General features: G+C 55.6%; 37 protein-coding genes. 19 read left to right on the top strand and 18 right to left on the bottom strand.

What is annotated here, in order from left to right; all coding sequences use genetic code 11:
* Positions 1-37: 37 nt before the first annotated feature.
* Genes JFU57_RS25075 through JFU57_RS25065 form a run of 3 tightly spaced genes read right to left on the bottom strand, consistent with a single transcriptional unit; the run spans position 38 to position 1389 of the window.
* Positions 38-658 (bottom strand): hypothetical protein, encoded by a 621-nt coding sequence (locus JFU57_RS25075; RefSeq protein WP_201131141.1) that lies wholly within the window; start codon positions 656-658, stop codon positions 38-40.
* Positions 651-854 carry a hypothetical protein gene (locus JFU57_RS25070; RefSeq protein ID WP_201131140.1) on the bottom strand — a complete coding sequence of 68 codons (204 nt, stop codon included), beginning with the start codon at positions 852-854 and terminating at the stop codon, positions 651-653. Before JFU57_RS25070 ends, JFU57_RS25075 begins: the two co-directional genes overlap by 8 nt.
* Positions 844-1389 (bottom strand): hypothetical protein, encoded by a 546-nt coding sequence (locus tag JFU57_RS25065; RefSeq protein WP_201131139.1) that lies wholly within the window; start codon positions 1387-1389, stop codon positions 844-846. The genes JFU57_RS25070 and JFU57_RS25065 overlap by 11 nt, the downstream gene beginning before the upstream one ends.
* Positions 1390-1459: 70 nt before the next feature.
* Here JFU57_RS25065 and JFU57_RS25060 point away from each other — a divergent pair, with 70 nt between their 5' ends.
* From JFU57_RS25060 to JFU57_RS25050, 3 genes are all read left to right on the top strand, one after another.
* Complete coding sequence (locus JFU57_RS25060; RefSeq protein WP_201131138.1) at positions 1460-1690, top strand: hypothetical protein; 231 nt, start codon at positions 1460-1462, stop codon at positions 1688-1690.
* Positions 1691-1826: 136 nt separating this feature from the next.
* The gene (locus JFU57_RS25055) at positions 1827-3029 is read left to right on the top strand and encodes an HNH endonuclease (RefSeq protein ID WP_201131137.1); all 1203 of its coding nucleotides are present in this window, start codon (positions 1827-1829) and stop codon (positions 3027-3029) included.
* A gap of 140 nt (positions 3030-3169) precedes the next feature.
* Positions 3170-3601 carry a hypothetical protein gene (locus JFU57_RS25050; protein ID WP_201131136.1) on the top strand — a complete coding sequence of 144 codons (432 nt, stop codon included), beginning with the start codon at positions 3170-3172 and terminating at the stop codon, positions 3599-3601.
* Here JFU57_RS25050 and JFU57_RS25045 read toward each other — a convergent pair whose 3' ends face one another.
* Entirely contained in the window at positions 3602-4366 is a 765-nt protein-coding gene (locus JFU57_RS25045; RefSeq protein WP_201131135.1) for a phosphoadenosine phosphosulfate reductase domain-containing protein, read from the bottom strand.
* A 67-nt stretch (positions 4367-4433) separates the two neighbouring features.
* Here JFU57_RS25045 and JFU57_RS25040 point away from each other — a divergent pair, with 67 nt between their 5' ends.
* Complete coding sequence (locus tag JFU57_RS25040) at positions 4434-5138, top strand: hypothetical protein (RefSeq protein WP_201131134.1); 705 nt, start codon at positions 4434-4436, stop codon at positions 5136-5138.
* Between the two features lie 110 nt (positions 5139-5248).
* Positions 5249-5470, top strand: a complete 222-nt coding sequence (locus JFU57_RS25035) for a hypothetical protein (RefSeq protein WP_201131133.1) — start codon at positions 5249-5251, stop codon at positions 5468-5470.
* Between the two features lie 39 nt (positions 5471-5509).
* Here JFU57_RS25035 and yejK read toward each other — a convergent pair whose 3' ends face one another.
* Together yejK and JFU57_RS25025 are read right to left on the bottom strand one after the other, a co-directional pair.
* Positions 5510-6517, bottom strand: a complete 1008-nt coding sequence (yejK, locus tag JFU57_RS25030) for a nucleoid-associated protein YejK (RefSeq protein WP_201131132.1) — start codon at positions 6515-6517, stop codon at positions 5510-5512.
* Positions 6518-6932: 415 nt separating this feature from the next.
* Positions 6933-7247, bottom strand: a complete 315-nt coding sequence (locus tag JFU57_RS25025) for a hypothetical protein (protein ID WP_201131131.1) — start codon at positions 7245-7247, stop codon at positions 6933-6935.
* Between the two features lie 151 nt (positions 7248-7398).
* Here JFU57_RS25025 and JFU57_RS25020 point away from each other — a divergent pair, with 151 nt between their 5' ends.
* A complete protein-coding gene (locus JFU57_RS25020) occupies positions 7399-8271 on the top strand; it encodes an FRG domain-containing protein (protein ID WP_201131130.1) in 873 nt (290 codons plus the stop codon).
* A 197-nt stretch (positions 8272-8468) separates the two neighbouring features.
* Here the strand turns inward: JFU57_RS25020 and JFU57_RS25015 are convergent, their stop codons facing one another.
* From JFU57_RS25015 to JFU57_RS24965, 11 genes are all read right to left on the bottom strand, one after another.
* Positions 8469-9032 carry a siphovirus Gp157 family protein gene (locus tag JFU57_RS25015; protein ID WP_201131129.1) on the bottom strand — a complete coding sequence of 188 codons (564 nt, stop codon included), beginning with the start codon at positions 9030-9032 and terminating at the stop codon, positions 8469-8471.
* Complete coding sequence (locus JFU57_RS25010; protein ID WP_201131128.1) at positions 9029-9775, bottom strand: hypothetical protein; 747 nt, start codon at positions 9773-9775, stop codon at positions 9029-9031. Before JFU57_RS25010 ends, JFU57_RS25015 begins: the two co-directional genes overlap by 4 nt.
* 139 nt (positions 9776-9914) lie before the next feature.
* Complete coding sequence (locus tag JFU57_RS25005; protein WP_201131127.1) at positions 9915-10088, bottom strand: hypothetical protein; 174 nt, start codon at positions 10086-10088, stop codon at positions 9915-9917.
* A complete protein-coding gene (locus tag JFU57_RS25000; RefSeq protein ID WP_201131126.1) occupies positions 10085-10285 on the bottom strand; it encodes a hypothetical protein in 201 nt (66 codons plus the stop codon). Before JFU57_RS25000 ends, JFU57_RS25005 begins: the two co-directional genes overlap by 4 nt.
* The gene (locus JFU57_RS24995) at positions 10282-10473 is read right to left on the bottom strand and encodes a hypothetical protein (protein ID WP_201131125.1); all 192 of its coding nucleotides are present in this window, start codon (positions 10471-10473) and stop codon (positions 10282-10284) included. The genes JFU57_RS25000 and JFU57_RS24995 overlap by 4 nt, the downstream gene beginning before the upstream one ends.
* Entirely contained in the window at positions 10470-10901 is a 432-nt protein-coding gene (locus JFU57_RS24990; protein ID WP_201131124.1) for a hypothetical protein, read from the bottom strand. The genes JFU57_RS24995 and JFU57_RS24990 overlap by 4 nt, the downstream gene beginning before the upstream one ends.
* A gap of 527 nt (positions 10902-11428) precedes the next feature.
* On the bottom strand, positions 11429-12289 hold the full coding sequence (locus tag JFU57_RS24985) for a ParB/RepB/Spo0J family partition protein (RefSeq protein WP_201131123.1): 861 nt from the start codon (positions 12287-12289) through the stop codon (positions 11429-11431).
* Positions 12290-12741: 452 nt separating this feature from the next.
* Positions 12742-12993: a DUF1654 domain-containing protein gene (locus JFU57_RS24980; RefSeq protein WP_201131122.1), complete on the bottom strand. Its 252-nt coding sequence runs from the start codon at positions 12991-12993 to the stop codon at positions 12742-12744.
* Between the two features lie 151 nt (positions 12994-13144).
* Positions 13145-13498, bottom strand: coding sequence for a hypothetical protein (locus JFU57_RS24975; RefSeq protein ID WP_201131121.1), 354 nt, complete (start codon positions 13496-13498; stop codon positions 13145-13147).
* A gap of 193 nt (positions 13499-13691) precedes the next feature.
* Complete coding sequence (locus JFU57_RS24970; RefSeq protein ID WP_201131120.1) at positions 13692-14639, bottom strand: hypothetical protein; 948 nt, start codon at positions 14637-14639, stop codon at positions 13692-13694.
* Positions 14640-14952: 313 nt separating this feature from the next.
* The gene (locus JFU57_RS24965; protein ID WP_201132195.1) at positions 14953-15621 is read right to left on the bottom strand and encodes a LexA family protein; all 669 of its coding nucleotides are present in this window, start codon (positions 15619-15621) and stop codon (positions 14953-14955) included.
* Between the two features lie 82 nt (positions 15622-15703).
* Between JFU57_RS24965 and JFU57_RS24960 the strand changes: the two genes are divergently transcribed.
* Positions 15704-15916, top strand: coding sequence for a transcriptional regulator (locus tag JFU57_RS24960; protein ID WP_201131119.1), 213 nt, complete (start codon positions 15704-15706; stop codon positions 15914-15916).
* 28 nt (positions 15917-15944) lie between these two features.
* Entirely contained in the window at positions 15945-16421 is a 477-nt protein-coding gene (locus tag JFU57_RS24955; RefSeq protein WP_242487519.1) for a phage regulatory CII family protein, read from the top strand.
* 200 nt (positions 16422-16621) lie between these two features.
* Here JFU57_RS24955 and JFU57_RS24950 read toward each other — a convergent pair whose 3' ends face one another.
* Positions 16622-17104 (bottom strand): DUF2513 domain-containing protein, encoded by a 483-nt coding sequence (locus JFU57_RS24950; protein ID WP_201131117.1) that lies wholly within the window; start codon positions 17102-17104, stop codon positions 16622-16624.
* A 155-nt stretch (positions 17105-17259) separates the two neighbouring features.
* Here JFU57_RS24950 and JFU57_RS24945 point away from each other — a divergent pair, with 155 nt between their 5' ends.
* The 11 genes from JFU57_RS24945 to JFU57_RS24895 all read left to right on the top strand — a co-directional run bounded on the left by JFU57_RS24945 (position 17260) and on the right by JFU57_RS24895 (position 24283).
* Positions 17260-18084, top strand: coding sequence for a Rha family transcriptional regulator (locus JFU57_RS24945; RefSeq protein WP_201131116.1), 825 nt, complete (start codon positions 17260-17262; stop codon positions 18082-18084).
* A gap of 1 nt (position 18085) precedes the next feature.
* Complete coding sequence (locus JFU57_RS24940; RefSeq protein ID WP_201131115.1) at positions 18086-19063, top strand: phage replication protein; 978 nt, start codon at positions 18086-18088, stop codon at positions 19061-19063.
* Positions 19050-19847: a hypothetical protein gene (locus tag JFU57_RS24935; RefSeq protein ID WP_201131114.1), complete on the top strand. Its 798-nt coding sequence runs from the start codon at positions 19050-19052 to the stop codon at positions 19845-19847. Before JFU57_RS24940 ends, JFU57_RS24935 begins: the two co-directional genes overlap by 14 nt.
* Complete coding sequence (locus tag JFU57_RS24930) at positions 19844-20359, top strand: hypothetical protein (RefSeq protein ID WP_201131113.1); 516 nt, start codon at positions 19844-19846, stop codon at positions 20357-20359. Before JFU57_RS24935 ends, JFU57_RS24930 begins: the two co-directional genes overlap by 4 nt.
* Entirely contained in the window at positions 20356-20991 is a 636-nt protein-coding gene (locus JFU57_RS24925; protein ID WP_201131112.1) for a recombination protein NinG, read from the top strand. Before JFU57_RS24930 ends, JFU57_RS24925 begins: the two co-directional genes overlap by 4 nt.
* The gene (locus JFU57_RS24920) at positions 20988-21569 is read left to right on the top strand and encodes a hypothetical protein (protein WP_201131111.1); all 582 of its coding nucleotides are present in this window, start codon (positions 20988-20990) and stop codon (positions 21567-21569) included. The genes JFU57_RS24925 and JFU57_RS24920 overlap by 4 nt, the downstream gene beginning before the upstream one ends.
* Positions 21570-21763: 194 nt before the next feature.
* On the top strand, positions 21764-21982 hold the full coding sequence (locus JFU57_RS24915) for a hypothetical protein (RefSeq protein ID WP_201131110.1): 219 nt from the start codon (positions 21764-21766) through the stop codon (positions 21980-21982).
* 200 nt (positions 21983-22182) lie between these two features.
* Positions 22183-22368 carry a Com family DNA-binding transcriptional regulator gene (locus tag JFU57_RS24910; protein WP_201132194.1) on the top strand — a complete coding sequence of 62 codons (186 nt, stop codon included), beginning with the start codon at positions 22183-22185 and terminating at the stop codon, positions 22366-22368.
* An 8-nt stretch (positions 22369-22376) separates the two neighbouring features.
* Positions 22377-23219 (top strand): putidacin L1 family lectin-like bacteriocin, encoded by an 843-nt coding sequence (locus tag JFU57_RS24905; RefSeq protein WP_201131109.1) that lies wholly within the window; start codon positions 22377-22379, stop codon positions 23217-23219.
* 8 nt (positions 23220-23227) lie between these two features.
* A complete protein-coding gene (locus tag JFU57_RS24900) occupies positions 23228-23707 on the top strand; it encodes a hypothetical protein (protein ID WP_201131108.1) in 480 nt (159 codons plus the stop codon).
* A gap of 243 nt (positions 23708-23950) precedes the next feature.
* Entirely contained in the window at positions 23951-24283 is a 333-nt protein-coding gene (locus JFU57_RS24895; RefSeq protein WP_201131107.1) for a phage holin, lambda family, read from the top strand.
* The last annotated feature ends 84 nt before the right edge of the window (positions 24284-24367 follow it).

Here is a 24367-nt window from a genome sequence, read left to right as displayed (position 1 = left end):
GGGATGAGGTTTTTGTGGGTGGAGTACAAATGTACTCCTATCGGGATTTGGCCGGCTCAGCTTTCAAGACCAGGCCCGCTACAGTCTTGCTGTAGATGAGCTTGATCTGGTCCCACGGGATGGTGTGTTTCTGCCCGTAGTCGCCTTCGCCGTCGCAGATTGAGCATCCTTCGGTTGGCTCTTCAAGCTCGCAGCATTCAGGGCATTCCTCGGTGACCAGCAGCTTGAACTCGCCGAGCAGCAAGGCTTTAGCGCCATTCTCGGCGGTCAGTTGGCGGGGCATGATGCAGTAGCCGTCGAGCACTACGGCCGCCGGCGCGGGCTGATCGGTGTAGAACTTGGGGATCTCGTACTCGCCTGGCTGTGCCTGGCATAGCTCAAGGCTTTCGCCGCGCATTTCCTCCCAGCAGCACGAACCATGAGAGCGAACCATGTGCACCGGCTCGCCCTGGGGTTGGGCAGCTGCGTGCTCATCCATCCAGCGCAAAACGTCTTCTCCAGTTACCGATGCCGGGATATCGGCATCGGGCTTGGCGAGAAGGGCGCGCAGCTCGTCACGCTTCAAGCTGGCGTACTGGGTCACATGCCGGCTTGGGCCGATGTCGTCCAACCACTTTTGCAATGTGTCACGGGGCACGCTGATCATTTCGTTACTCATGGTCGGCCTCCACAAAGCTGATAAATGTGCGAGTTTTCCCGATGCGCTTGGCGATAAGCTGAATTTCCCTGTCCATCACGGCAAACTCTTCGTCCGTCAGCTCCGGGAACTGCCAGATAGTTTCTAGACTTTCAATAACGCCCTGCGCGTACCTACGAGCCATGTCCTTCACAACTTCTCGCCGCTCACGCTTCATGGCTCGCGCCCTCGGCGGTGTAAGGTTCGCCGCATTTCGAGCAGCCCTCAGTAAATGGGATGAACTCGTGCACACAGCCCTCCGCGGTAGTGTTGAGTGCGTGCAGCTTCTGGCGGTACTCGAGCTGATCGTCAAAGCTGACGATGCCGCGATTGATCATCGTCAGGCCGAGATTGAGCAGCGCGTCACGCTCAGAAAGTTGGACGCGATACACCGAGCAATTATCAGCACGACTTTCTGCCAGCTCCTTCAGAGCCAGCTTCACGCTATTCAGTCGTTCAGCCTCTTGCTCGAGCGCATCCACCCGCTCATCCGCGGCGGTCAGGCGATGCTGCAGGGCCGCCTCGCGTGCTGTGATGTCCTCGAAGTGCTGTGCCAGCGTGCAAGCGAAGTCGCCGGCAAGGCGCTCGCTGATGTACTGGCGGTAGTCGTGGCGCTTGAGGACGGTCTTGAACAGGTTGGCTATATAGCCGCGGCCGCCGTCTGGGGTGTCCAGGTTGAACGCTGGCTCGGCTTGTTTGTTTTCTGTAGGCATGGGGAGTCCTTGCCGGGCCAGGCCCAGGCGGTGGGTGCTACGATGGCGCCTCACTCAAACGAGCAAGCCCATGACAAAGCACGATATTTATGATGAGCACGAAGGCTTTCAGCTCTGGAACTACATGGAGTGCGAGAAGGACGAGGAGGGCCGGGAGACCTGGCGGATCAGCGTCGAAGTGAAGCGGGCCGGCGAAGTGGTGATGCCGGTTGTTGCGGGTGATCGCACTTACGTTGACCGTGGCCTGGCGCAGGTGGCCGGCCGTGAGCTGGGTGCCAAGCTGGTAGCCGGCAGGGCTTAAGCCGCCTCCGATACCCGTTCAGTAACGCGCCACGGGTCATTGGCCCGCGCCAGTGCCGCCATCGGCGGTTGGTTGACGCTGTTGCGGTCACAGAGTGATGTCAATATGCTCTCATCCTCAAACAAGGAGGTGGGCATTGAGTAAATACACGCCGTTAGCAGACTATCTGAGAGTCCAACCCCAGGACTCCGTCAAACTGACATTTGGTCAGATCGATGCGCTAGTCAACGGCCTGCCACTTAGTGCACGGAACCATGACGCTTGGTGGGCAAATTCGCGCACTAAGGATGGCCACGCGTGTGCTCACCAATGGATTGCCGCGGGTTGGAAGTGTCAGTCAATTGATAGGGCAAATGGAACCGCTGTTTTTCGACGCGCTTCAGCTAGCTCATCACAACCGATGCAGCGCTTCTGGTGGGTTAACCACAAGCAGACATTCAAATCTGAGTTTGAAGGCGGCTACATTTGGTCACCCAAAGCCAACAAGAATGGGGTCCGTAACAGTACATACGATAATTTGACCCAGGTGAAACCTGGCGACGTTGTTGTCTCCTACGCTGATGGGCAGATCAAGGCTGTGGGTGTTGCCAGGCAGCACTATTCAGAGGCTGTGAAGCCTGAAGCGTTTGGTTTGACGGGTGCTAACTGGGCTAATAGCGGATGGCTGGTGCCGATCGAGTGGACCGCATTATCTATTCCGCTTTCTCCAAAGGCTCATATTGATCGTATCCAGCCGCTCCTGCCGAAGAAAAATTCTCCCCTACAAGCCAACGGTAATGGAAACCAGGGCTGCTACCTCGCGGCGATTTCGTCAGAGTTAGGAGAGCTGGTTCTCGACATAGCCGGCGTGAGCAGCCCAGATGCACTTCGGAACATTCGTGATCTGAAACTATTAATCGAGGCGGATGTAGCAGAAATCAAAATTCAGAACTCTGCAGATATTCCAGAGACAGAAAAGGAGCAATTGATTCGGGCTCGCCGAGGGCAGGGTATCTTTCGCCAGCGAGCTTTAGCGCTCGAATCGCAGTGCCGCCTGACGGGTGTTAACGACCAGAGCTTTCTGATTGCCAGTCACATCAAACCGTGGAAAGACTGCGCGAATAACGAGCGACTGGATGGTAACAACGGGCTAATGCTGGCTCCTCACATTGACAAGCTATTTGATCGCGGATGGATTTCTTTCAGCGACAATGGTGACCTTCTGACGGTGCCTGGAGCTGAGCAAGTTATGAAAGCTTGGAGCATTGATCCGAACAAGAATGTTGGCGAATTCCATCCTGAGCAGTGCCGGTATCTTGATCACCATAGAAACATGGTCTTTAGGGGCACCAGACTCTGACATATCTGTCTCTTAGGAGATGGCCAGCGCCCGAGTCCGTATTGGGTTTTGAAGTCGAAGGGGTGTTTCTTCTGTTGTGCGGACCTAGGGGATCCTCGCCGTATATATTGCGGGTTCATTGATTGGGGGGGGGAACACGGATGTGGCAGCTACCGAATTACGTGCAGTACCGGCTGGAATTGCTTAAGCAGAGCAAATCGCAGAAGGCCCTCGATAAAAAGAGGCCAGCCGAATCTCTGGAATCGCACGAGAGAGGCGAGCAGCAGTATTACGACATGCAGGATGAAGAGCTGTACGAGTGGAAGCGCCTGATCCAGACGCGCTACTACAGAAATAAGGCAGACAAGCTGGCTGTGCCAATGCCTGGTGTTGATGAAGACGGCATATATGAAACAGTTGATTGGGATAAAAATACCAAGCAGCCCCGGTATCTAACCGACAAAGGGTTGAAGGTAGTTCGATCTGCGATTCGAGAAGAGGAAAAGCATCGTCGGGAAGCCTTTGGCTACTGGTTTGGTATTGCGGTGGGGTTGATAGGCGCAATGACAGGTTTGGTCGCAGCGTTCAAGTAGTCATCCACCGCAGTAGCCTGATTCGCACTCAGTTTGGAACAATTCCATCTGGTCGCGCGGCCTGGGCGCTGCCGCCCATTGCACGACGGCACGGATGCCAACGGCACCTTTGCGGCTCGCGGTGCGAAACATCACGCGGGGCTTGCCCTTCTTGGTGAAGCCCAGGTCTTTTTCTGTGATGTCGATCAGCTGTATTCGGTCCTCGGAAAGAAGCCGGATGTCGTCGATGTTCGCGTTGATGCACGGATAGCACTCAAGCGAGCGGTGCGGCAGGACTTCGAAGCCGGCGCGATGGATCAGGGCGTCGCGCATTTCATCGGTATGCCGTACCAGAGGCTGCCATAGCTCCCGATTGCCATGCCGCTCCGATTCCACTACATGCTCTTCGGCATCTGAACGGTGCCGGCTTTCGCTACGTCGGACGCCTGTCATGGCTGTTGCCTCTTTGTCTGGGTCGTTGGAGTCGAGCCATTCCAATGCTGGAATCACTTTTAACTCCGCAGTGCAGAATTGGCCCTGTCCGCCAGCGCCCGGCCAGCCGCGTTTACGCTTGACCAGTTCGAGCATTCCCTCCGATTTGGTGCGGGCGGTGGTGAATCCGTAGCCCTGGGCCAGTGCCTCTCCCTTGGCTACACGGTTGGCCCACCAGCTTGCGGACCAGCCGGTGTCAGAGTAGAGGCACACGACATCCTTCAGGCCGCGCTCATGCGCCCACTGGATCAGGGCAATGGAGTCATTTCCGTAACTGCAGAACAAGACGTGCATAGGGGATCCTCGCCGATGGCAAAAAGCTACGGCATAATCTGGAATTGGTTTATTCGGGAGAATGGCTTTGAGAAAGGATTGGGTTGTTTGGTGCGGATGTGTATTGCTATTTAGCGCTGGCGCTGTCTGGGGCGGTGTACCGTTTGATGTTCAGTTTTTCAAAGTTGCCAATATTCACGATTTGTTCGAAATCTTTTCATCTGCAGCTACTGTTGCAGCGGTGTTCCTTGCTTTTGCCGGGATTAACGCTTGGCGCCAGCAGTTAGGTGCCGAATCTGACCACGCTTTAGCTCAAAGAGTTGCAGTTGCATCCTTAAAGTATAAAGAAATTTCTAAGTCTGCTTTTAATGACGCTCAATTTTGTTTGCTGCAATTTGAAGCTGGTAGAGAAATGGTGCCTGCCGGGGTTTTAGAGTTATATATACCCGGCTTCGAGGCTAGGCTTAAAAGGAACCAAGAGTCCAAGGCTGAATTCCTAGGTGTTTTGCAGGAGTGTCGTGCCATTTGGGGTAAGAGTTTTTCTGATAAATACAATGTTTTAATTAGTCAAACAGAAACATTCTATAGTTGCGTGAGCACACTTTGTCAGTGGGCGCGGATGAGCCCTGAGAATCAAATGAGCAAGGCTTTTGAGTTTACCCTTAGTAGGAATTACAAGAAGTTCGAGCGTGAGGGCTGGCTATCTAAAATGCCTGATGAGCTCCCTATGTTCGACGAATGGGTGTCATCAGCCGATGAAGAAATTAGATTGAAGCTTATACGCCAACATTAAGGGATTTCGATGCGATAATGTAACGTCCTGCTATAGCGCGACGCCCTTTTCGGCTGGTGCTGTTCAGAGATATGGGATATTACGGGGACCGGCATGGAGTCCGATCAGGGGTGAAAGTGGAACTCGATAAGCGAACCCAAAGGTTCATCAATGGTCTCGATTCGGCGAAGTCGAAAGCTGCAGCAGATGGCATAGAGCTAACGTCGGAAGAAGCTGCGAAGGCGGCGATGAAAAAAGCTATCGGCGCCAAGAAAGTGAAAGGCCGAAAGAAAAAGAAAGGGCGAGGCGGATCACCGTTTCTTCCGGGTAGCTTTGAAAGCTCTTCCCGGTAAGCGCCGCACACCGTCAGGAGTGCGGCACAGCCTTTGATGTCAGACGCTTGCGCGTTTGAGCTGCTCGGTCAGTTGAGTGGGCAACCCGCGCAGCGTCAGCGTGCCGTCTTCTTCGTCAAACTTGATCTGGTCACCCAGAAGATGCGCCTCGAAGCTGATCGACAGGCCTTCGGCTCGGCCGGTGAAGCGCCGGAATTTGTTCAGCGTTTTCTTATCCGGCGGCAGGGTCTCGGAAAGCCCGTAGTCCTTCGCTTTGATAAAGTCGTAGAAGTTTTTCGGCCGGTCTTCGTCGATCAGGCCAGACAGCTCTTCAAGTGCGATCGGCTCACCCATCTTGGCCTGGGCCATGGAGTAGTTGACCAGGGTGCAGGCCTTCTCACGGGCCGCCTCTTCGACAATGTCCTCGCTATCCACGAAGTCGCTGAACGCCTTGAGCAGTGTCCGGGTTTCGCCTGGGCCGTCGATTCCTTCCTGGCAGCCAATGAAATCGCGGAAGTAGTCGTTGAGCTTCCGGCCCTGCTTGCCCTTCAGGAACGAGATGTACTGCTTCGATTGTGGGTTGTTCTTCCACTCGCTGATGTTGACGCGCGCCGCCAGACGGATGCGGTCCAGGTCCAGGCGCATTACTGCCTTCAGGTGCAGGTCTTCCGTCATGGCTATCGCTTCGGTTTCCTGTACCAGTGCGATGGTCAGGTAATCGGTCAGGCCTTGCTGGTAGTGACAGAAGAGTGCGTGCCCGCCTGTGGTCAGGTTCGACTCTTCCATTAGCTTTGTCAGATGACTAGCGGCGATGACGCTGAAGTTGAAGAAGTCGAAGCCGCCGGCCAGGTACTTGGCAAGCCAGCCGCTGAATGGGTGAGCCCCTGACTCATGGTGAAAGAAGCCCCAGGCCTTGCCGGTGGTAGCGTTATAGCTTTCGTTGAGTTGCTGCATCAGGTCATCACGGGCTGAGCTATCGACCTGCTCAGCGGCAGCCAGGTGCAGAGCGGCCGGGGTGCCATCGGGCTTCTTGTCTATCTTGTGGATTACGCTGTGGAGGATGGGCATTGGGTTTACCTCAGTTATGCGCCGCCCTCCGTGACCGGTGGTGGCAATTTGGTATGGGTTGGGGTATTACGGGTTACCGGCATGGGGCCGGGCTAAGGAGAAAAAATGGGCAGAAGGAGCAGGCCTGACGGATTCAAGAGTCCGCGCAGAGTCATGGCTGGCAAGATGGCTTATGAGCGACGGAAAGCAGCTCAGGACGAGGCGGATAAGCCCGCTATGCAGATAATTGGCGCGATAGTCTTCGTCGTCGTTCTAATAGGAATACTATCCAAGTTGGCCTGATTCCAGGCCTCCAACCTCGCCTCCCGGATTGCGCCTCAGCTCAGCCTGGCTGGCTTCGTTGAACTGTCGCGCAAGCCTTGGTGATATGAGAAAAGCTGGCGCGTCAGGCTTCTGAAGTCGGCGCGCTACATGGCTATGCTTCTTCGGCGTCGAGTCGCGATGCTTGGCGCTGGCCGGCGGCCTGAATCATCCGCGCCACGTTTTCACTTACCGTTACTTTGTGGCGCGGACTTTCGATTGCCTGGTAGGAAAGAGTCGGGCCCAGGGCGTGAGCGTTGAGGATCAGGTTCTGGACTGCCTCGCTGATCTCCTCAATACCGTTCCAGGCCATCACTTCCTCAAGCTTCTGCCGGGTGCCCAGCCGTAGCCGGTGCCGCAACTCCTTCTCGTCGAACTCGAACCGCTTCTCGGCGGTTTTCGCAGATCGCTCTTTTCCAGTCTTGGCCATGGTCTACCTCTTCAATTCCGTCGGCCGGTGCGCGGTTGTAAGTCATGGTTTTCTCCAGGCAGGTGCGACCCTTCCACGGTGGCGAATTGGGGGATTTTATGTATTAATTGCAGAAGGAAGGTTACCAACCCGTAAAACAAGGAGTGATTTCGTGGTGCAAGTAAAATCAGCTTCATCTAAGCTGTTTATTGAAGACTTTCAGGTGGAAAGTGTTTCGGAATACCTGCAGACTATTATCGACATAAATAATAAATCTGGTTCGTTAGCAGGTGCTGTTTACAGAGGGCAATCCGATATTGCCTGGGGTATTTCTTCCGGATTATCTCGTTATGTATCTAGTCGGCCGAATAAGAGCAGTGCTTTGCAGCTTGCTCAACAAGCATTGCAGATTTTTGAATCTCAAAGGCATGCGTATCATTCTTTTAGTTCCAAAAATCCATGGGACGTTTTGACGCTTGCACAGCACTTTGGTTTGCCCACTCGATTACTTGATTGGAGCTTATCCCCTACGATTGCACTTTTCTTCGCCGTTGATGGGGTTAGATATAGCAGGCGAAGGGTCTCTGAACTTACTGCTGAGCAACGAGACGAATTTAATTGTCCAGTTCCGCTAGACGGTGACTATGTCGGCTTAGCTGAAAGTGATGCTGTGGTTTATATGATCCCCAGCGATCATGCGGACGGCTGTGCGCCCTGGCTGGGAGCGAAAGATCTACCACCCGGCGTATTTGATGGAGTTGATATAGCAAAAAAATTTGGTTTTTGTTTCTTCGATCCAGATGTGACGAACGATCGGATTAAACATCAGAGCGGAGTGTTTACAATAGGTGTTGAGCCTAACTCTGAATTTCCTAGTGATAGGGCTTACAGAGTAAAAATAAAACGAAATAATATCGCACGCATTCGGTCGGAACTCGTTACGCTAAATATCGGAGCGAAGTCTGTATACGGTGATTTGGAGGGGCTTTGCCGAGAGCTGCTTTTCACAAAATTTGGTGGCTTTTCCAACCGCTACAAATCGTAACTCAGACTTGCTTGCGGCTGGCTTAATGCGTATGCCGCCCTCCGTGCTGGCGGTGCGGCGGCGTATTTCTCGGTGGACTTTTCAATTTGTCGATCCGCCCGCAAACGGCTAGGGACTGGGTGGCCTGCGTCGGTATAGTCTCGGTGATTTGTCGCTGCTGCTCGACTAGGTTGAGGTGGTTACTGTTCATGATTGCCTCACTTTATGCGAATCGAGCTTTCGCCGCGCTCTAGGTGGGCCCAGGATGGTTCCTCGAGTAGCTCGGCTTCCGCGTCCTCGCCGACGGCCATACGCTTGCGCACCGCCTCGTTGTGATCGCGGATTTCCTTGAGGCGGGTGGCGATTGTTTTCTTGTCAGGAGTGATCACGCTTTTCAACGAAACAAACTCATCAGGTACTGCTTGTTCGTTGTCGACGATCACCCGCTCGGGCGATAGGGCTAAGGTGATGGTGAACAGCGGCCGCCTGATCGATTTGACATCTGCCGCTTCCATGTTCCGACGCAGGTAGTCGCTGAGCTGGCCCACGGTGTTCTTTTTGATGCGCTTGAGCTCGTTCAGGCGGTCGACTTCCTTGTCGATTGCGTCAATGTCGCCTTCGATGTTCCGGCGTAGCATGACGATATTGTCGGCCTTCACTTCGAACTCACCCTTGATGCCATCCATGGTGTCCTGGATGGCCTGGCGAAGTCCTTCGTCGTCCGTATCCGATAGGGCGGCGAGCTCGGCCATCTGGCCAGTCAATGCGTAAAGTTCGGTCATGCTGCACCTTCCAAAGAGTCTTCAAGGTCCGCTTTACGAGCGTCCTTGGCACGGGTGAATTTGAGCTTATGGGCCTCGCGTTCTGGATCGTTCTTTCGAAGGTCCAGCTTGCGCATGGCAGACTTGTAGATCTGCTGCAGCTCGTTGAGTGACTGCGCAGTACCGATCAGATGGAGGGTTTCAGTCAGCCATTCCCGGTACTCGGCGGCCAGCCGCTCCTTCGCTTCGATCTTGTCTTCGGCGCGCTCGATCTCGGCCTCTCCGAGGCGTTCGTTGACGTAGTGGATGTCGTCGTAGAGCCCCAGGCGAACGTCAGCGGAGAAGCCAAGCTGACTCAGGCATTTGCCGATCGCATCGGTGAGGGACTTCTTCGGCGCGTCGAAATCGGTGCTGATGCCAAACCGGTTTTGCGTGATGAATGGGGTGTGCCCGTAGTGCGTGATCGTCTTGCGCTCACCATCGCCGCCCAGGTACCACAGAGCCACCTTGAGGGTGTGCACCTGGGCGTGGGCTAATAGCGCGCCTTCCTTGTTCAGCAGCGGGCCGCCGATGTCGAAGCGCTCCTCGATCACTTCATAACCCCAGCCGGTACCGCATGGGCCGAATTGCTCCGTAGCGCGTTTGGCGAGGTATTGAGCGTTCACTGCGGTACCCGTGAAACCACCGGGGCCGGTGTACTCTTTAGTGAACTTTGGGTCAGTCCTTTCGACTTCGTCCCAAAGAGCGAGGTTTGTTGCAGGCATGACTGTCTCCCGCCGCGCAGGTGCGCAGCTTTGAAGGAAGTGGGTTATTGAGCGAGGTGATCGGCGAGGGTGCTGATCAGCATTGCGAAGGTGCAGAGGGCGAGGGCAGGGAAGGAGCTACGCCAGTAGAGAAGGGCGATCACGACTCTTCCAGCGACAGCAGCCTTTCGCCCAGGATGATCTTGGCGTTGGCTTGCTCTTTCTTGATGCCAGTGGCCTGGGCTACCTCGGAAAGCGATAGACCTTCCCGGCGTAGCTTGGCGCAACGGATCGCCAGATGCTGGCCACGCTTATGCGCGCCGGCTCCACTCATTGCCGTTGCTCCAACTGGGCTACCCGATAGCGCAGGACCTGCAGCACGCGCCCGCGGTAACCAGGTTCTGCGTACTGCTCAACTGGCGGCCCGAAGAAGCCACGGCGCTCGGCCAGGCTGTAGGCCTCGCGCAGATTATGGGCAGTGATGTCTTCCAACTGCTCGTCGATGAGCGATTTGACTGGAGAAGTGGTCATGCTGCCTCCTTGCGCCGCTGACAGGCTTCCATCAGGCGCTTGCAGTAGTGGTTGAATTCGTCGGTGGTGATTGCGCCGTCTGTGTAGAGGCGCGTGATTAGGCTTTGCACCAGTACGTCGATGTCTGCCTGGCTGCTTGGGTCGGCAGCACCTTCCAAAGCCTGGTCAATGAGGATGTGAGGGCTCAAAACCCGCACTCCTGTTCTAAGCGCGCCTGTTCCTGTTCAAAGGCCACGGCGGCCTCTGCGTGAGGCTTCAATAGCTCGAGCGCGATGTCCTTCAAGGCTGACTTCTTACCAAGCAGGTACACCGCCAGATCCATCAGGAGCCCCGAGCTGCGAAAGCCCATGGCGCTGATCACCAGTTGGCCGAAGGCGTCTTGCTGGTCCTCTCCGTCAATCTGGCGCTGGTTCAGGTGGTCCTGCACTGCCCTTGCAAAGTCGGCCTGGGTGACCTCGCCACGTTCTGCAGGCTGATAGCCCCAGGAGATCCGGTAACCCATCAGCAGGCGCTCGGCGTTTGCCTCAAGCCATTCCGATTCGGCCAGGTCGTCATCGCTCACCGGTGGCGGCATGCGGTTGTCGTATTCGAGCTGTGCCTTGGGTAGTGCTGACATGATTGCCTCCAGAGTGGCGGGTGCTGGTCCAACAAAACTCGGCTGCACTCATCCGCTCCGCTGGTTGCCGATGGGCGCGAAGGGGAGTGCATGCGAGTGGTGTCGGAGAGTTAAGGGGGGCGTAAAGCTTGGGCTTGAACCTCTTCAGATTGGGCGGATCAAACCAGAACAAGGTCGGGCTTCGCCCGTCCGGAGATACTCAAATGAAACGTACAACTGTTTGGATCGTCGTGTTGTCAGCAGCACTGTTACTCAGCGGATGCTGGCCTTATTGGCATGATGGTGATCGACATGGACGTGATCATGGGCGCGGCTACGATAGAGATCGTGGCGGTCAGGAATACCATCGCTACTAACGCTTAATCCGCACTGGTCGTCACTCTCGCCCTTGCCATGCCTGCAAGCAGAGGCCCTTGGTTCATTCAGAGAGTGACGGCCGATGCGGCCTGGTGCTGGGGAGTACCAGGTGCTCGGGCAGTTAATGACAAGCTGTCGTAAGGACATTGGATCGGCGCGCAATTGAATTGCTATGCGACCCGATCAGCAGCTGCGATTGCTCGCTGCAACCCCAGCACTAACTCGGTTGGCAGGTTGAGCGTGGGCCCTGAGCTCTCCAGGCATCCATCCGGAAGCGATTTCACCAGTTCTTGCGCTGCAGTGCGTACCGCTTCGAGCTGCTGACGAGGCGTCGTAGGGCCGCGCATCGATCCCGCGGTCACTTTTGATTTGCCAGTGGCCTTCGCCTTTTGCAGCTCGCCGCCGAGTACCTTGCCCGCATCCTCGCCATGCTGACGCACAACCTGAACTGCCGTAGTCGCCGAGACCTGGCCCGACGCAACCAGCTGCTGAACATCTGTATTGGCGTTGCCCAAGGTCATCACCTGTTCAACGTGTTGCCGGGTCTTGCCGATCTTCTTGGCAATCTGGTCTGGCGCCCATCCGAATGCAGTAAGTCGCTTGTAGCCGTCGGCCAGCTCCAGAGGGGAGAGCTTCTTTCCCTCCTGGCTGGTGATGACGCGGGCCACACGCTCTGCATCATTGCCCTCGAAAGGGACAATGGGGATCCATGCTTCCAGGCGCTCAGGATCGTCCTTGCTCGGTACTCTCGGTAACCGGCCGGCCTGATCCAGTTTGAGGTAGGCGCGACGGCGACGGTGGCCGTCGACAACCCACATACCGCCATCAGCGCGAGGCCGAACTTCCAGTGCAGGAATCTGGCCACCGGCGAAGATGAAGTCAGCCAGCGCATCGATGCTCTCTTCCAGCTCGTCGCCTTCAGCGCGAAGGTTGAAGCCAGGCTCCTCATGGAGATCTTCCAGGCGCGCCTTCATCGCATCGGCACGCTTCAGGTCACCGTCTTTGATCATTTGTTTGAATGACTTGGCCATGCAATTAATTTCCGAGTGGTTGTCATCCCAAGCAGCCCTCGCGAGAAGGCTGCTCAGTGATGCTGTCCAGTTGAACCCCCGAGGATTTCTCGGTTGTTCGTTTCTCCATCACGCGCATCGCCCGATTCATATCTCTGGCCAGGTCACACATTTCGTGTCCGGTGTTCTTCCTGGCTGGCTTGCGTGGTTTCGCGCACTCACATGAGGGAGTACGGCAGCTATCCAGAGGCTGCATGGGCGGCGATTTAGCTTCTTCCGACCCAGGTGATTGCCTGGGTACGTCGCGGTGGTCACGTCGAACTGTTAAAGAGCGGCGGGCCTGTTGAGGCCCTGGCGAGGCCCTGCGGGGTGACTCGATGGATAAAATATAAGTCAGCTTATTTTATTCGTCAATAAGCATGCTTATATATTTTCCTTCGGCCGATAAAAAGCCCGCTCAGCGGCGGGCTCATTTATGCGTCGCAGTATTCTCGCCAGCCGATCCTGGCGGTGCCGCCCTCTAGGACTTCGACCCGGACGCCAGATGTTTCGCCGATCTCGTCCAGTAAGCGCTCCCAATCCTCGGGTGATTCGTGATCCAGCCTAACCACTGTAACTGCCTGTACCTTTTGAACGCCTGGTGCGGCGATAAGGGCTTGCAGGCGGCGACCTGCCGCTTCGTACGACGAGGACGGTTTCGATGTGATAGATGCTGGGCTGGGCATGTGGCGCTCCTTACTTATACTGGTTTTATATACAGTATTTGCGTTTCTCAGCATTGGCAAGCACAGTCATGCATTAGTGCATATATTTCGTGAATCGCTTTCTCTTAGGCATGAAAAAGCCCGCGCTTGGCGGGCTATTGGCTGTACTCGTTCATGCCTTCTTTCGTGATCGCTTTTCAGCATTACGCATACAAGCTGAGAAAAAATCGTTCTGAAAGTCGATCACCGCTTTTTTCTGATTTTCCTCAAGTGAGAACCTCGGCTTTTCATAGGCGCTACGGATTAGAATTTTGTACATTTCTTTGATGTACTCGCTATCAGATTTTTCGGCAATTTCCCACAGCGCCGACATTGGAACGTCTGACTGCCGCGACTCCATGACGGTTTTCGCTGAGTGCTCCATCCGCTTGCACTCCTCAAAATCCTCATTCGGCTTCTGCGCTCCGTGAGCGGAAAAGCAGAGGGTAAGCGATGCCATCGCAATGAAAGAAAGTTGTCTATGCACGGCGCGTCCGTCCTTGAGATTGAGCCCGCACCTTACCATTCATGGCGCACAGCCACCATTGGCGGGCTCTGCTGGCATGGTGCGGATCGACTTAGGGGCGGGAAGGGCAGAAACAAGAAGCCCAGCGCTGTACCGGGCCTTTTTCAGCTGTAGAAGATGTTGAGTTTGAAAAGTAGCGGAGACTGACTGATTTTCACTTTTTCTTTGGTGGAGGTAAGGTCTTTGCGGAAAAGGCCTCAAGAGCCTTGTTAGCAATGGCCAATTGGACGGTGCCTTTTTTGGTCTGACCAAGCAGATATGTCGGAAATTTACTGGTGATGTAAGTCTTTACAAGCCAGGCTCTGAAATCGCCGAGAGCCGAGTCGGGATATGCAAAGGAGGGCTGCGGGTTGCTTTTGGCTTGAGGATAGTAAAGAGGATACTCGTGGTCGTATTTTTTACGCCCACCATGAGTTGCCTCAAGGCTGTTGGTCACCCAGTGCTCGCTCCACGCCTTTCCGACTGAGATGTCTGGAACGACTCTGTCGCTAATCATAACTCCAGCCCGAATCATGGGGACGATCATAGATGCTATTTCTCTGAAAACGCTGAAATAGCCAAATGGAACAGATGTTGCCGTCATGTCGACTCGGTCGTGGAAGTGGCGCCAGCTCTCAAGAACCTTCTGTTCAGGCGAATACCCCACCGCCGTATAGACTAGTGTTCGGAATGTCTCCCGAGCTAGGCGACGGAACGCTTTTACTGCTTCTGCTCGTGGATCCTTTGTGACAAATGCATAGTACTCAAGAAGCGCCATGCAAACAGGTTCTGTGTAGGCATTTACTTCCGAGCCGTTGAGTTCTGACTTTAAGTACAGTCCAGATTCGAAATACTGGGCAGATTGGAGCATTTCGTTAATGGCGTTCCCGCGCTCTTTTAACTTCTCTTCTGGCCAATTGATAGCCAGGCGATTGAGCACTTTCCTATCAATCCCGCACATTCGTGCAAGACCGCTTTCTGTGAGGTAGGGGACTCCATTTTCGAGCACCCCCATTTCCACGCCGTCGATTTCGATCTGTCTTTCGACATGGAAAAGCTCACCCTGGGCGGGGCCTGGGCCTAAGACGCCCGGAAAACTAACTAAGTCCTTGATATCGCTCATTATTATACTGGGCCTCATTCCTTTGTTTTGCTGTTGTTCTGCTATTAAGCTATCAGCTCTAGCGCCATCAATTATTCGACCTTCCCTAGCGCAATCCTTTCCACCTTCACCTCATCCGCATAACTCGCGAGTTCGTCCTCCATCACCTTGTAGCTCGCCGCGATCTTCAGCAATTTCTTGACTTCATCTTCCTGGCCAGCCTCGGACAGCCTGCATCAGATCAACGCCCGACCACTTGAGCAGGGCCCCAGCCTCTTTCAGGCCGCTGCGCAGTTGCTGGTTCGGTTTGGTGAGAGGCATGGGGCCTCCGCACTCAATAGTGAAACTTCTGGGTGGCCTGCACTACTACGCCAACGATCCGGCAGTTCTCATCAAAGACTTCAGTGGGGTACCCAGGGTTAAGCGGCTTTAGATACAGCTTCCCACCATCACTGACTAGCTTTTTAAAGGTGGCTTCGTTGCTGTCTGGGAGCTTAGCTACAACAAGCTTGCCCGGCGTCGCCTCGACTTCTGTGTCTACCAAGATTAGGGAACCCTGGGCAATGCTCGTGCCGACCGGGGAGGTCATGGAGTCGCCTTTCACCTCAAGCCAGAAAGCTGGGCCTTTCGAGTTGTATTCGGAAAACTCGTAGCGATCCGATATGCCGGCAGGGTAGGGCTCTACGGCCTCGGCCCAGGAGCCGGCTGATACCCAGCTGATCACTGGGTAGCGATAACTATGTGCCGGCTGCTCCGCCATGGACACATTCGACTCTTCTCTAGCTTCGACAACCATCGGCCCAATGTTGTCCGACAGCCAAATAGCGCTCACGCCTGTGGCGTGCGCAATCTTTGGAAGATGCGCGCTCTGTAGGTTTTTGCCCCTCTCCAGCTGGGAAATAACAGGCTGTTCAACCCCCACCATTTTTGCCAGGGGCGCCTGCTTCAGGCCGGCGTGTTCACGGGCTGCTTTTACGCGTTCTGCAAGTGTGCTCATGCACATGAATTTATAAGTTCCCTTATCGGCTTGCAAATAAGCGTGCTTCTACTTAGGATATAAGCAGGCTTATCAGGAGGGCTCTCATATGACCCCTATCGAAAGGCTCGTCGACTACTTCGGCGGGCAAACAAAAACCTCTTTGGCGCTCGGCGTTTCACAGGCAGCAGTTTCGTACTGGGTTGCTGGTATCCACCCGATGCGCGCTGAAAAAGCTTTCAAGGCAGAAGAGTTGACTGGCGGGAAAATTACTGCGCGTGAGCTGTGCATCCCCCAGAAGGGCGCTCAGTCCGCCGCCTGACATCCCTGTCCGCCGTTCAATTGAGAAAATGATCGCCTCTGCACCTGCAAGGCGCCACGTAAAGAATTTCGAGGTTTTAGGTATGCAGGATTTTTTGAGGGCTTGTGACGCCACTGTAGAGGATGCGCACACCAAGAATCTCGCCACCTTGATGAGCATGCCGCCGGTGAGCCTGCTCCAGCGCGCTAACGCAAACTACGACGGCGCTTGGTTCAACGTGAAGCACCTGTACTCCTTGCTGCTGCATACCGAGGACATGCGGCCATTGGCTGCGCTGGCTGGCGAGTTCGGTTATTCGATTTTCAAGACGGATCAGCCCAAAGCGATCGACATCCACGAAGCGCTGGGCCGCGCCACGCTTGAGTTTGCCGAGGTAACTGTCGAGACGCATGCGGCGATGGCTGATGGCCGGGTAGATCAGGTCGAGCGTGCACGCATCCTTCGCGAGATTGATCATGCCGAGAGCGCTCTTGCGCAGCTGAAAGCCTCCGTGAAGGTCGCCTGACATGAAGGTCACGCAGAGCCAGGTTGTGCAGGTATCAATTGCGGGGCGTTGCAGCCCTGAAAGTACCGAAATCATTCCTTCGATTGCCGGACTGGACCTACCAGAGTTCTGGCTTGAGTTGTGGGGCTCGGCTGGTGGTGAGCGCTCGAAAATCGGTTACGCCAAGTTCGAGCTGGCGACCGCCAATGTCGCCAGTGGGGTTACTGAAGGTACGTACCAATTAGCGCAACTGCTGCCGGCAGGTGCCCAACCCCCTCATCCAATAGTTTCAATGTCAGGTGTTTTATGGCCTCGCCAGAGAGCTCTTTCAGTCCCTGGGTCAGACGGCTCTTCTCTTCTGGCGGCGCATCACTCTCAAGGATTTTCCTTTCCAGGAGATCGCGGAGGGTGTCCTCATGAATTTTGATCGTTACGGTTCCAAGGACTGCGCCAAGACCTCCATCCTCCTCAAGAAAGTCCATTCCTCTTGCTGTGATCCGTGCCTGAGTGAATGTCACAGATCCGCTGTTCATTCCGAGTTTCACGCCGCTTTCAACGAGTCCGTGCTCCTCCAGGTACAGGAGGTTGCTTGTGCACTCGACCTGAGAGTGTCCGTCCAGGTGGTACGCCGATGGACTTCGGCGAGGATAGAAATCTCGCAACTCTTCCAAAAGTGCGCGCTGCAACTCCCTATTCAGCTTCATGTATCCAACCTCCGAGGCATTCTTTTGTGGAGACAGAAAGCTACCACGGATGCGCAGGACACCCAATTCACCCGCACGACCAAATCGCAGGCGAAAAAAAACCACCTGGCCGGGTGGTTATTCGTGCTGCATTCAAAAACGTTCTGGAGCTGATTATGCACAGTTCAACAAATACCAGCAATCCCCCAAACATTCTCGCGCCACGTTTTTCGCAATCTGAAAACGTGGCGCGCGGAGTTTCCATGTCCAGCCTTGAGTTGGTTGACTTCATCAACTCCAAGCGCGAGAAGGGCCAGCCGACGCTGACGCACAAGAACCTGATCGCCAAAGTGCCGCGTGTTCTCGGTGCCGATCAATCGGCTAAATTTTCAGCCGATTACCTTGATGCCCGCAGCCGCGTACAAAAGTGCTTTGTGTTCCCCAAGCGTGAAGCCTGCCTGATCGCCATGTCGTACAGCTACGAGCTTCAGGCGTTGGTGTTCGATCGCATGACGGCGCTTGAGGATCGTGAGCGCGCCCGCGCACTGCCAAGCAATCCAAAGATCATCGGCGAGCTCGCCATTCTGGAGTGCTTCGATCGCCTGTTGAGGCCTGCAAACTCCAGCAAGATGCTGATGCTGGCCAAGATCGCTTCCAACAACGGCCTGGACGCCAAATTCCTCCCAGGCTATGCCGTGGACGCCGCGACAGATGCCGCTGGCGGCTCTTCGATGCCGACCAAGGCAATCACCGCCCTGATCAAAGATCACGCCATCGCCAGCACAGCCCGCGCCTTCAACCTTGCACTCAAGGCTCACGGCTTCCTGACCCTGCTCCAGCGCAAAAACTCCAAGCAGGAAATGGTCGACTTCTGGTCCGTGACCGAGAAGGGCATGGCCTACGGCAAGAACCTCACCAGCCCCCAGTGCCCCCGCGAAACCCAGCCTCACTGGTACGTGGATCGCTTCCTTGAATTGGCCGCTAAGGTCGGGAAGACCTGACATGCAATACACCGTCACGATTAACCAGGTAAAAGCGCTGGAGTGGGGGCTGAATTCTCAGCAGGCCCTGCTGTTCGCCTTCGTCTACGGCTGCCCGAGCTGGACCAAGCCAATCAAGACTGATGACGGGATCTTCTTCGCGCTGAGCAAGGCCAAGATCATTGAGGAACTGCCGCTGCTCACTGATAAGCCGGACACGGCCTATCGCATGCTGAAGGCCCTTGAAGAGGCCGGTTTGATTGAGCTTTCCAGCACTTCTAACATTACGCTTTTTCGCCTTACCGTGAAGGCTATCGAGTGGAACCAGAAGCTTGATGGGTCGGAGAAATATCCGACCCCTCCAAACAATAAGGGTCGGAAAAAAATCCGATCTACCTCGGAAAAATCTCCGAGCAAGGTCGGAAAAAAATCCGAGCAAGGGTCGGAAAAATCTCCGACAAATCAGGATACCAATCATCAGGGTACCAATCAGGAAACCAATCAGGATTTGCAGGACGCCACCGGCAAGCCGGCTCAGTCCCGCGGCTTGGTGCTGGTGGTTGATCGCACCGACACTCCACGGGTCGAGATCCCCGCCGATATGCCGGGCCCCAAAGACCAGGCCTGCAAAACCTTCAAGGCCTGGGCGAACTACGCGATGGCCTACCGCAAGCGCTACAGCACTTGGCCGGTGTGGAATGCCAAAGTCGGCGGCCAACTCGGCCAATTGGTCGACCGCCTTGGCGCCGATGTCGCCCACCACGTCGCAGCCCACTTCCTCAAAACCAGCGATGCCGCTGTTCTGCGCAAGTGCCACAGCCTCAACGAGCTGCTTGCCAATGCCGAGAGCTACCACACCCAGTGGGTGACTGGGCAGCGCATCAACGGCACAACCGCCCGCCAGATGGAACGGACCGAGGCGAACCAGTCCGCAGCGGAGCAGGCCGCCCAGATGGTTCTGGCCAAACGCCAAGCAGGTGACCGCAATGAATACCTCTGAAATGAACGACCAGCAGGTCGCTGGCCTGGCCGCTGCCATTTGCGCAACCGCCGAAGCCATGGGCCAGGAAATGAACCCTGGTACCGCCGCGATGATGGCTGAAGACCTCTGCGCTTACTCGGTGCCCGTCGTCAAAGCCGCCCTGAAAGCCTGCCGCTTCGAGGTGAAGGGCAAGCTGGCCATGGCCGACATCCTGCAGCGTGTCCAGACCTCCGACGGCCGTCCAGGGAAGGACGAGGCCTGGGCCATCGCGATGACCACCAACGACGAATTCGAAACCGTGGTGCTGACCGACGAGATCCAGCTGGCCCTGGCCGCCGCGAAGCCTGTCCTCGATGCCGGCGACAAAGTCGGTGCCCGAATGGCGTTCATCAGCGCTTACGAGCGGTTTGTCGGTCAGGCCCGAGATGACGCCAAGGCTGTCAACTGGCACGTCTCCGTGGGATTCGACGCCAATCGTCGTATTCAGGCCGTAACCAAGGCGATTGAGCTGAAACGTATCCCGAGCGAGCACGGCAAGAAGTACCTGGCAGACCTGAGTGTTGAGCCTGTCTCCGAGGACGGGCGGGCAATAGCTGGGCTGCTCACCGGTGCCGTTACCCAGCCCGCTCCGGCGCTTCGTAACAAGCTTGAACTGGTGAGGAATTCAATGCTTGAGATACGGAGGGCTGCGGCCGAACAACAAGACGAAATCCGGATAAAAGCGGCCAACGAATTGGCGGATCGCCGGGCGCTTCTGATCAAGCAGACCCAGGAATTGGAAGAGAAGAGGGCGGCGCAATGACCAAGCCAGCCAAACCCCGCCCGATGCCCGTTTACCTCGTGCTGCGCCGCCTGGTCGATCCGGCCACTGGCAAAGAGGTTGCCGCGTTTGTGCCTTGCTCCGACGCTGACCGCTCGCTCCTTCGAGAACGGGAGTTTCGGATCAACACGAAGATCCGCGCCGACCTCAAGCAGCCGCGCAACCCACGCTTTAACGGTCTGGTTCACGGCCTTGGCCGGGTTCTGAGCCAGAACATCGATCGGTTCTCTGGAAAGCAATCTCACGACGCAATCAAGGCGCTGCAATTGGAGTCGGGCGTGTACTGCGACGAGGAACTGTTCGATATCCCCGGGCTCGGCCAGCTCACACGCAAGATACCCCGAAGCCTTTCCTACGACTCGATGGGAGAGGAGACATTCCAAGACTTCTGGCGCCAGTGCTGCGCGTACCTGGTGCTGCATGACTGGCCAACGCTCACCGAAGAGCGCCTGACCGAAATGGCCGAGTTCGAAGCATTTAAGGAGGCCGCATGAAGCGCACCCCACTGCAGCGCAAAACACCGCTCAAGTCCGGCGGCGCACGCCGAAAGCGCTGCCCATCCTGCCGAGTGATGTTTACACCCTCCAGAAGCTCGCAGGCGGTGTGCGGCGAGATCGAGTGCGCCATCGCCCATGGAAAGTCGGAGAAAGGTCAGGCAAGAGCGGGCAAGGCCTTGGCGGATGTAGGTCGGCGCGAGATCAAGGTCCGCAAGGAAATGCTGAAGAGTAGGGCGGATCACTTGCGCGAGGCCCAGGCGGCCGTGAATGAGTACGTGCGCCTGCGTGACGCGCACCTGCCGTGCATCAGCTGTGATTCGACGCCGAATGACAGCGACCTCATGACCGGGAGCCGTTGGGACGCCGGGCACTACCGTTCCGTCGGCGCCTGCCCGGAGCTGCGCTTCGAACCGCTGAACATCCATCGGCAGTGCGTGAAGTGCAATCGAAATCTGTCCGGCAACGCCGTGGAGTACCGCATTCGCCTGGTGCTACGCATCGGCGCCGAGAAGTTGGCTTGGCTTGAAGGGCCACATGAGGCACGCAAATACACCGTCGATGAGATCAAGGCCATCAAGGCTGAATACCGAGCAAAAACCAGAGAACTCAGAAAGGATGCAGCAGCATGAAGATCAACTCGGCGCGCCAGGCATGGCATGACTGCGGTTATAACCCGGCCCCCGGCCAGACATCTGACACAGAGATACTTGGGGTAGTGGTTCAGAAGACAGAACGAGGCCCCTCAGCCAATCACGCCGTACATGGCGCACTGGCAGGACATATCCAGTCGGCTATTGCGAGGCTGCATCCTCAGATACGTGTGTTCGGCGACTACATGTACGCAGCCGACCAGGACGACGATGTCCGGGAGGCAGCGGAGGAGGTGGTATTCCTGATGGTGCAGAGTAAGTCGCCGCGGATGACTGCGATCAAACGGGAGAAGCTTGAGTTCGTGGTGAAAGGCGTAATGCGTCGGTACCGGCACATGCACCAGGGCGGCCAATCTTCTAGTGAAGACCCATTAGCGAACGCGGAGAAATTCCGAACTTGGCTTTGGCAGGTGTACGAAATTCGTCTTGAGTCGTGCAACTGGGAGCGCGATTGGGGAGGTGTAATCCAATTGATTTTCGAGTGCTGTGAGGATATTGATCGACGTGCACTGAGTCCTGTAGCTGCAGTAATTTATAAGATGAAAGAGGCTGCTTGACTTCCCGTGCGGCTGGTGGCAATATTTTCCCACTGTTAGAGTTTTGCCTTCGGCAACTCTCTTTGAAAAATTGAAAGCCCGGCCCGTGAGTCGGGTTTTTTATTGCCCGTTCATCGACTCGAATGCACGCGGCTCGCCGGCAAGCTTCCAACTCATACGGCCCAGACAGTCTTGGCCTTAATGGTGAGGTGGCTATGTCTACCAATACGAGTTTTCAAGATCAAACCCAGAGTTCTATCCCATCCAGCCCTGAACCTGGTTCGGACGAGCCAACGCTCGATCCTGAAGATCCCAATAAGTACGATCCTTTGAAGAATCCAACAGAAGATCGTCCGGACGATTGGAGGGATCCAGGTGAAAGGACGACGCCAGAGGCGGATGAAGAAACGCCGCTATCCGACGATATGCGGTAGAAGAGATACCCGCCAGAAAGCAAAAAGCCCCGACAAGTTCGGGGCTTTTTCATGGGCGCGGTAAAGAGAGGGCGACTTCAGAAAGTGCGCGAACACCCAACGAAGTCGCCAGATCGCAGAGCTAGCCTGCAAGCCGGCCAAGGCCCTCACTGCTCGCGCGAGCGGTACGGAGCCTAGCAGAAAAACAAATGGACTTGCAGATGTTAAAAGAATGCAGATGTGGCAAATGCAGAAGATTACTCGCCCGTGTAGGTGAGTTCACAGAGCTCCAGATCAAATGTTCCCGATGCGGGACGTTGAATCATGTGAAGGCCTCGAGCCTCGAGCAATCGCCTTTGAGCGACATGAAAGCGGAATTCTCCGCGACCAATCATTCGACTCAATAGGTGACAATATGGCTTGGATTCGATACGACTTTACCGACAATGGCTCTTCTATACTGCCGGCTCGCTACTATATGGCGCCGAATCAGTATCTGCAGTCTCCCAGCAAGCGCTTCAAGCTGATTTTTCAGGCTGATGGCAACCTTGCGCTCTATGACGGCGCCCAAGCGGTATGGGTCGCCGACCAGAACACTCCCTTCACGAATGTGAGCAAGGGCAACAAAAAAGACCCCATGATGGTCTTCATGAACTATGGCTTCGTCCTGGATGACCCATTGCGCGGTCGTATTTGGTCGACTACCCCGAGCGATCCCACTATGGGCTCCCGTGAAGATGCATCGCTGCGCGCGTTCACCCAGGTTCAGGATGACGGGAACATCGTAACTGTCGACACCATCCCTCACTGGTATGCACCTAACGGCCGTCCGTTCACTCCAGGAGTGGGGGCCGCAATGATTATCGGCGGTAATACCGAGCTGGTTCCGGGTCAGCTCTATAGCGCCGGTGACCACTCCCTTGTATTCCAAGGTGATGGCAACCTGGTGGTTTACGGTCCGAACTTCAGCGTTGTTTGGGCGACTTACACCCAGAACAAAGGCGCCGCGAAGTGCGTGATGCAGGCCGACGGTAACCTGGTCATCTACGCAGCAAACAATGTCCCAGTGTGGCAGAGCGGCACTGGTGGTCATCCTGGTGCAACTATCCGCCTGCAGGCGAATGGTAGCTTCTCGATCGTAACCGAGCGCCCGATCTGGGCTCGTTTCGGGTACACCCCGACAATCAAGCCGCCTCGTGTTTTCTATCCGGACCACAAGTGGAAAACCGGTAGTTACACCTGGGACAACGTGTTCTAAGAAACCACATGGAGCCCCGCGATAATGCGGGGCTTTTGCATATTGCCTTCAAGGTCCCGGTGGGGTTGCTTCTGCAGCCCGCCATTCGAGAAAGCCAAGAGCTTCAATTTATCGCCTTTGAGCGACATGAAAGCGGAATTCTCCGCGACCAATCATTCGACTCAAAAGGTGAAAAAATGGAACCAGTAAAAATTGGCACGCACTTCAAGTCTGACTATTTTTCTCGAGTCACTCAGATCATTAATCCCGTTGATAACGTGAATGGTGTGGTGATCAGAACAGGCGTTTTCAGTGGCTCTGGCGGTGGTTCCGTACAAACCGGAACCGCGGCACCTATGTATCCATATGACACAACCAAACCGGTTATCGCTCGATTGGAGCAGACTGCGAGTTATCTGCAGTATCCAATTGAAATTCCGGCGGGTCATGGATTGTGGGTCAGTCCAAATCCTTCCGGATATGTGTGGATCACATATGACCTGCTGTAACCTAAAATAGATGCGGCGATCCGTTTAGTGCGGCCATGTCGATAAGGATAGTTGTGGTCGCAGATTTGAACATCGACCCAGCTCATCAGAAGGTAATCATGAGCCCTCGGCTTTCGTCGAGGGCCTTTTCGTTTTCGGTTCCACCACACCCATCGCTCCAAGCCGGGAGTGCTGCTGGGGCTGATTCAAATCTGTAGGTCACGGCCTGCAACATTCCTAACTCCCTGACGGGGAGGAACCGAGATGCCAAACATGCCAGACAAACCAGACACCTGGGCGATTGCGCTTGCGTGGTTGAGCCAGCATTCGCCAATCCTCTATGCGGCTGCGTTGTCCTGTGCGATGGCAGTGCTTCGAATTACCTACGGTGGCGGCACTCGACGCCAAATGATCGTAGAGGGTGCAATCTGTGGTGGCCTGTCCCTGACGATCATTAGTGGTCTTGAGTTCTTCTCGCTGCCTCAGAGTATGGCCACCTTTGTGGGTGGCTGGGTTGGCTTCCTGGGTGTCGAGAAGATCCGGACCATTGCCGACCGTGTGACGGACTTCAAGCTTCCAAGCCGCAAGACTGATTAGTCCAAGCCACACTTTCGAATGCGCAAGGTCGTGGTCACGTACTGGCGGCGGGTGAAGGTCTGGCTCTGCCGGACGCTGAACTGC

It is taken from the genome of Pseudomonas sp. TH07, from assembly GCF_016651285.1.
Lineage (GTDB): Bacteria > Pseudomonadota > Gammaproteobacteria > Pseudomonadales > Pseudomonadaceae > Aquipseudomonas.
This window is presented reverse-complemented; position numbering and strand designations above follow the sequence as displayed.

Coding starts and splice junctions, on each gene's coding strand:
- JFU57_RS25070 (WP_201131140.1), bottom strand. CDS start 854: ATGAAGCGTGAGCGGCGAGAAGTTGTGAAGGACATGGCTCGTAGGTAC.
- JFU57_RS24895 (WP_201131107.1), top strand. CDS start 23,951: ATGCCAAACATGCCAGACAAACCAGACACCTGGGCGATTGCGCTTGCG.
- JFU57_RS24930 (WP_201131113.1), top strand. CDS start 19,844: ATGACCAAGCCAGCCAAACCCCGCCCGATGCCCGTTTACCTCGTGCTG.
- JFU57_RS24945 (WP_201131116.1), top strand. CDS start 17,260: ATGCACAGTTCAACAAATACCAGCAATCCCCCAAACATTCTCGCGCCA.
- JFU57_RS25060 (WP_201131138.1), top strand. CDS start 1,460: ATGACAAAGCACGATATTTATGATGAGCACGAAGGCTTTCAGCTCTGG.
- JFU57_RS24990 (WP_201131124.1), bottom strand. CDS start 10,901: ATGTCAGCACTACCCAAGGCACAGCTCGAATACGACAACCGCATGCCG.
- JFU57_RS24925 (WP_201131112.1), top strand. CDS start 20,356: ATGAAGCGCACCCCACTGCAGCGCAAAACACCGCTCAAGTCCGGCGGC.
- JFU57_RS24950 (WP_201131117.1), bottom strand. CDS start 17,104: ATGAAGCTGAATAGGGAGTTGCAGCGCGCACTTTTGGAAGAGTTGCGA.
- JFU57_RS24915 (WP_201131110.1), top strand. CDS start 21,764: ATGTCTACCAATACGAGTTTTCAAGATCAAACCCAGAGTTCTATCCCA.
- JFU57_RS25005 (WP_201131127.1), bottom strand. CDS start 10,088: ATGAGTGGAGCCGGCGCGCATAAGCGTGGCCAGCATCTGGCGATCCGT.
- JFU57_RS24985 (WP_201131123.1), bottom strand. CDS start 12,289: ATGGCCAAGTCATTCAAACAAATGATCAAAGACGGTGACCTGAAGCGT.
- JFU57_RS25045 (WP_201131135.1), bottom strand. CDS start 4,366: ATGCACGTCTTGTTCTGCAGTTACGGAAATGACTCCATTGCCCTGATC.
- JFU57_RS24970 (WP_201131120.1), bottom strand. CDS start 14,639: ATGAGCGATATCAAGGACTTAGTTAGTTTTCCGGGCGTCTTAGGCCCA.
- yejK (WP_201131132.1), bottom strand. CDS start 6,517: ATGCCCATCCTCCACAGCGTAATCCACAAGATAGACAAGAAGCCCGAT.
- JFU57_RS24965 (WP_201132195.1), bottom strand. CDS start 15,621: ATGTGCATGAGCACACTTGCAGAACGCGTAAAAGCAGCCCGTGAACAC.
- JFU57_RS24935 (WP_201131114.1), top strand. CDS start 19,050: ATGAATACCTCTGAAATGAACGACCAGCAGGTCGCTGGCCTGGCCGCT.
- JFU57_RS24980 (WP_201131122.1), bottom strand. CDS start 12,993: ATGCCCAGCCCAGCATCTATCACATCGAAACCGTCCTCGTCGTACGAA.
- JFU57_RS25000 (WP_201131126.1), bottom strand. CDS start 10,285: ATGACCACTTCTCCAGTCAAATCGCTCATCGACGAGCAGTTGGAAGAC.
- JFU57_RS25010 (WP_201131128.1), bottom strand. CDS start 9,775: ATGCCTGCAACAAACCTCGCTCTTTGGGACGAAGTCGAAAGGACTGAC.
- JFU57_RS25065 (WP_201131139.1), bottom strand. CDS start 1,389: ATGCCTACAGAAAACAAACAAGCCGAGCCAGCGTTCAACCTGGACACC.
- JFU57_RS24940 (WP_201131115.1), top strand. CDS start 18,086: ATGCAATACACCGTCACGATTAACCAGGTAAAAGCGCTGGAGTGGGGG.
- JFU57_RS24900 (WP_201131108.1), top strand. CDS start 23,228: ATGGAGCCCCGCGATAATGCGGGGCTTTTGCATATTGCCTTCAAGGTC.
- JFU57_RS24960 (WP_201131119.1), top strand. CDS start 15,704: ATGACCCCTATCGAAAGGCTCGTCGACTACTTCGGCGGGCAAACAAAA.
- JFU57_RS24955 (WP_242487519.1), top strand. CDS start 15,945: ATGATCGCCTCTGCACCTGCAAGGCGCCACGTAAAGAATTTCGAGGTT.
- JFU57_RS25025 (WP_201131131.1), bottom strand. CDS start 7,247: ATGGCCAAGACTGGAAAAGAGCGATCTGCGAAAACCGCCGAGAAGCGG.
- JFU57_RS24910 (WP_201132194.1), top strand. CDS start 22,183: ATGTTAAAAGAATGCAGATGTGGCAAATGCAGAAGATTACTCGCCCGT.
- JFU57_RS25015 (WP_201131129.1), bottom strand. CDS start 9,032: ATGACCGAACTTTACGCATTGACTGGCCAGATGGCCGAGCTCGCCGCC.
- JFU57_RS25075 (WP_201131141.1), bottom strand. CDS start 658: ATGAGTAACGAAATGATCAGCGTGCCCCGTGACACATTGCAAAAGTGG.
- JFU57_RS24905 (WP_201131109.1), top strand. CDS start 22,377: ATGGCTTGGATTCGATACGACTTTACCGACAATGGCTCTTCTATACTG.
- JFU57_RS24920 (WP_201131111.1), top strand. CDS start 20,988: ATGAAGATCAACTCGGCGCGCCAGGCATGGCATGACTGCGGTTATAAC.
- JFU57_RS25050 (WP_201131136.1), top strand. CDS start 3,170: ATGTGGCAGCTACCGAATTACGTGCAGTACCGGCTGGAATTGCTTAAG.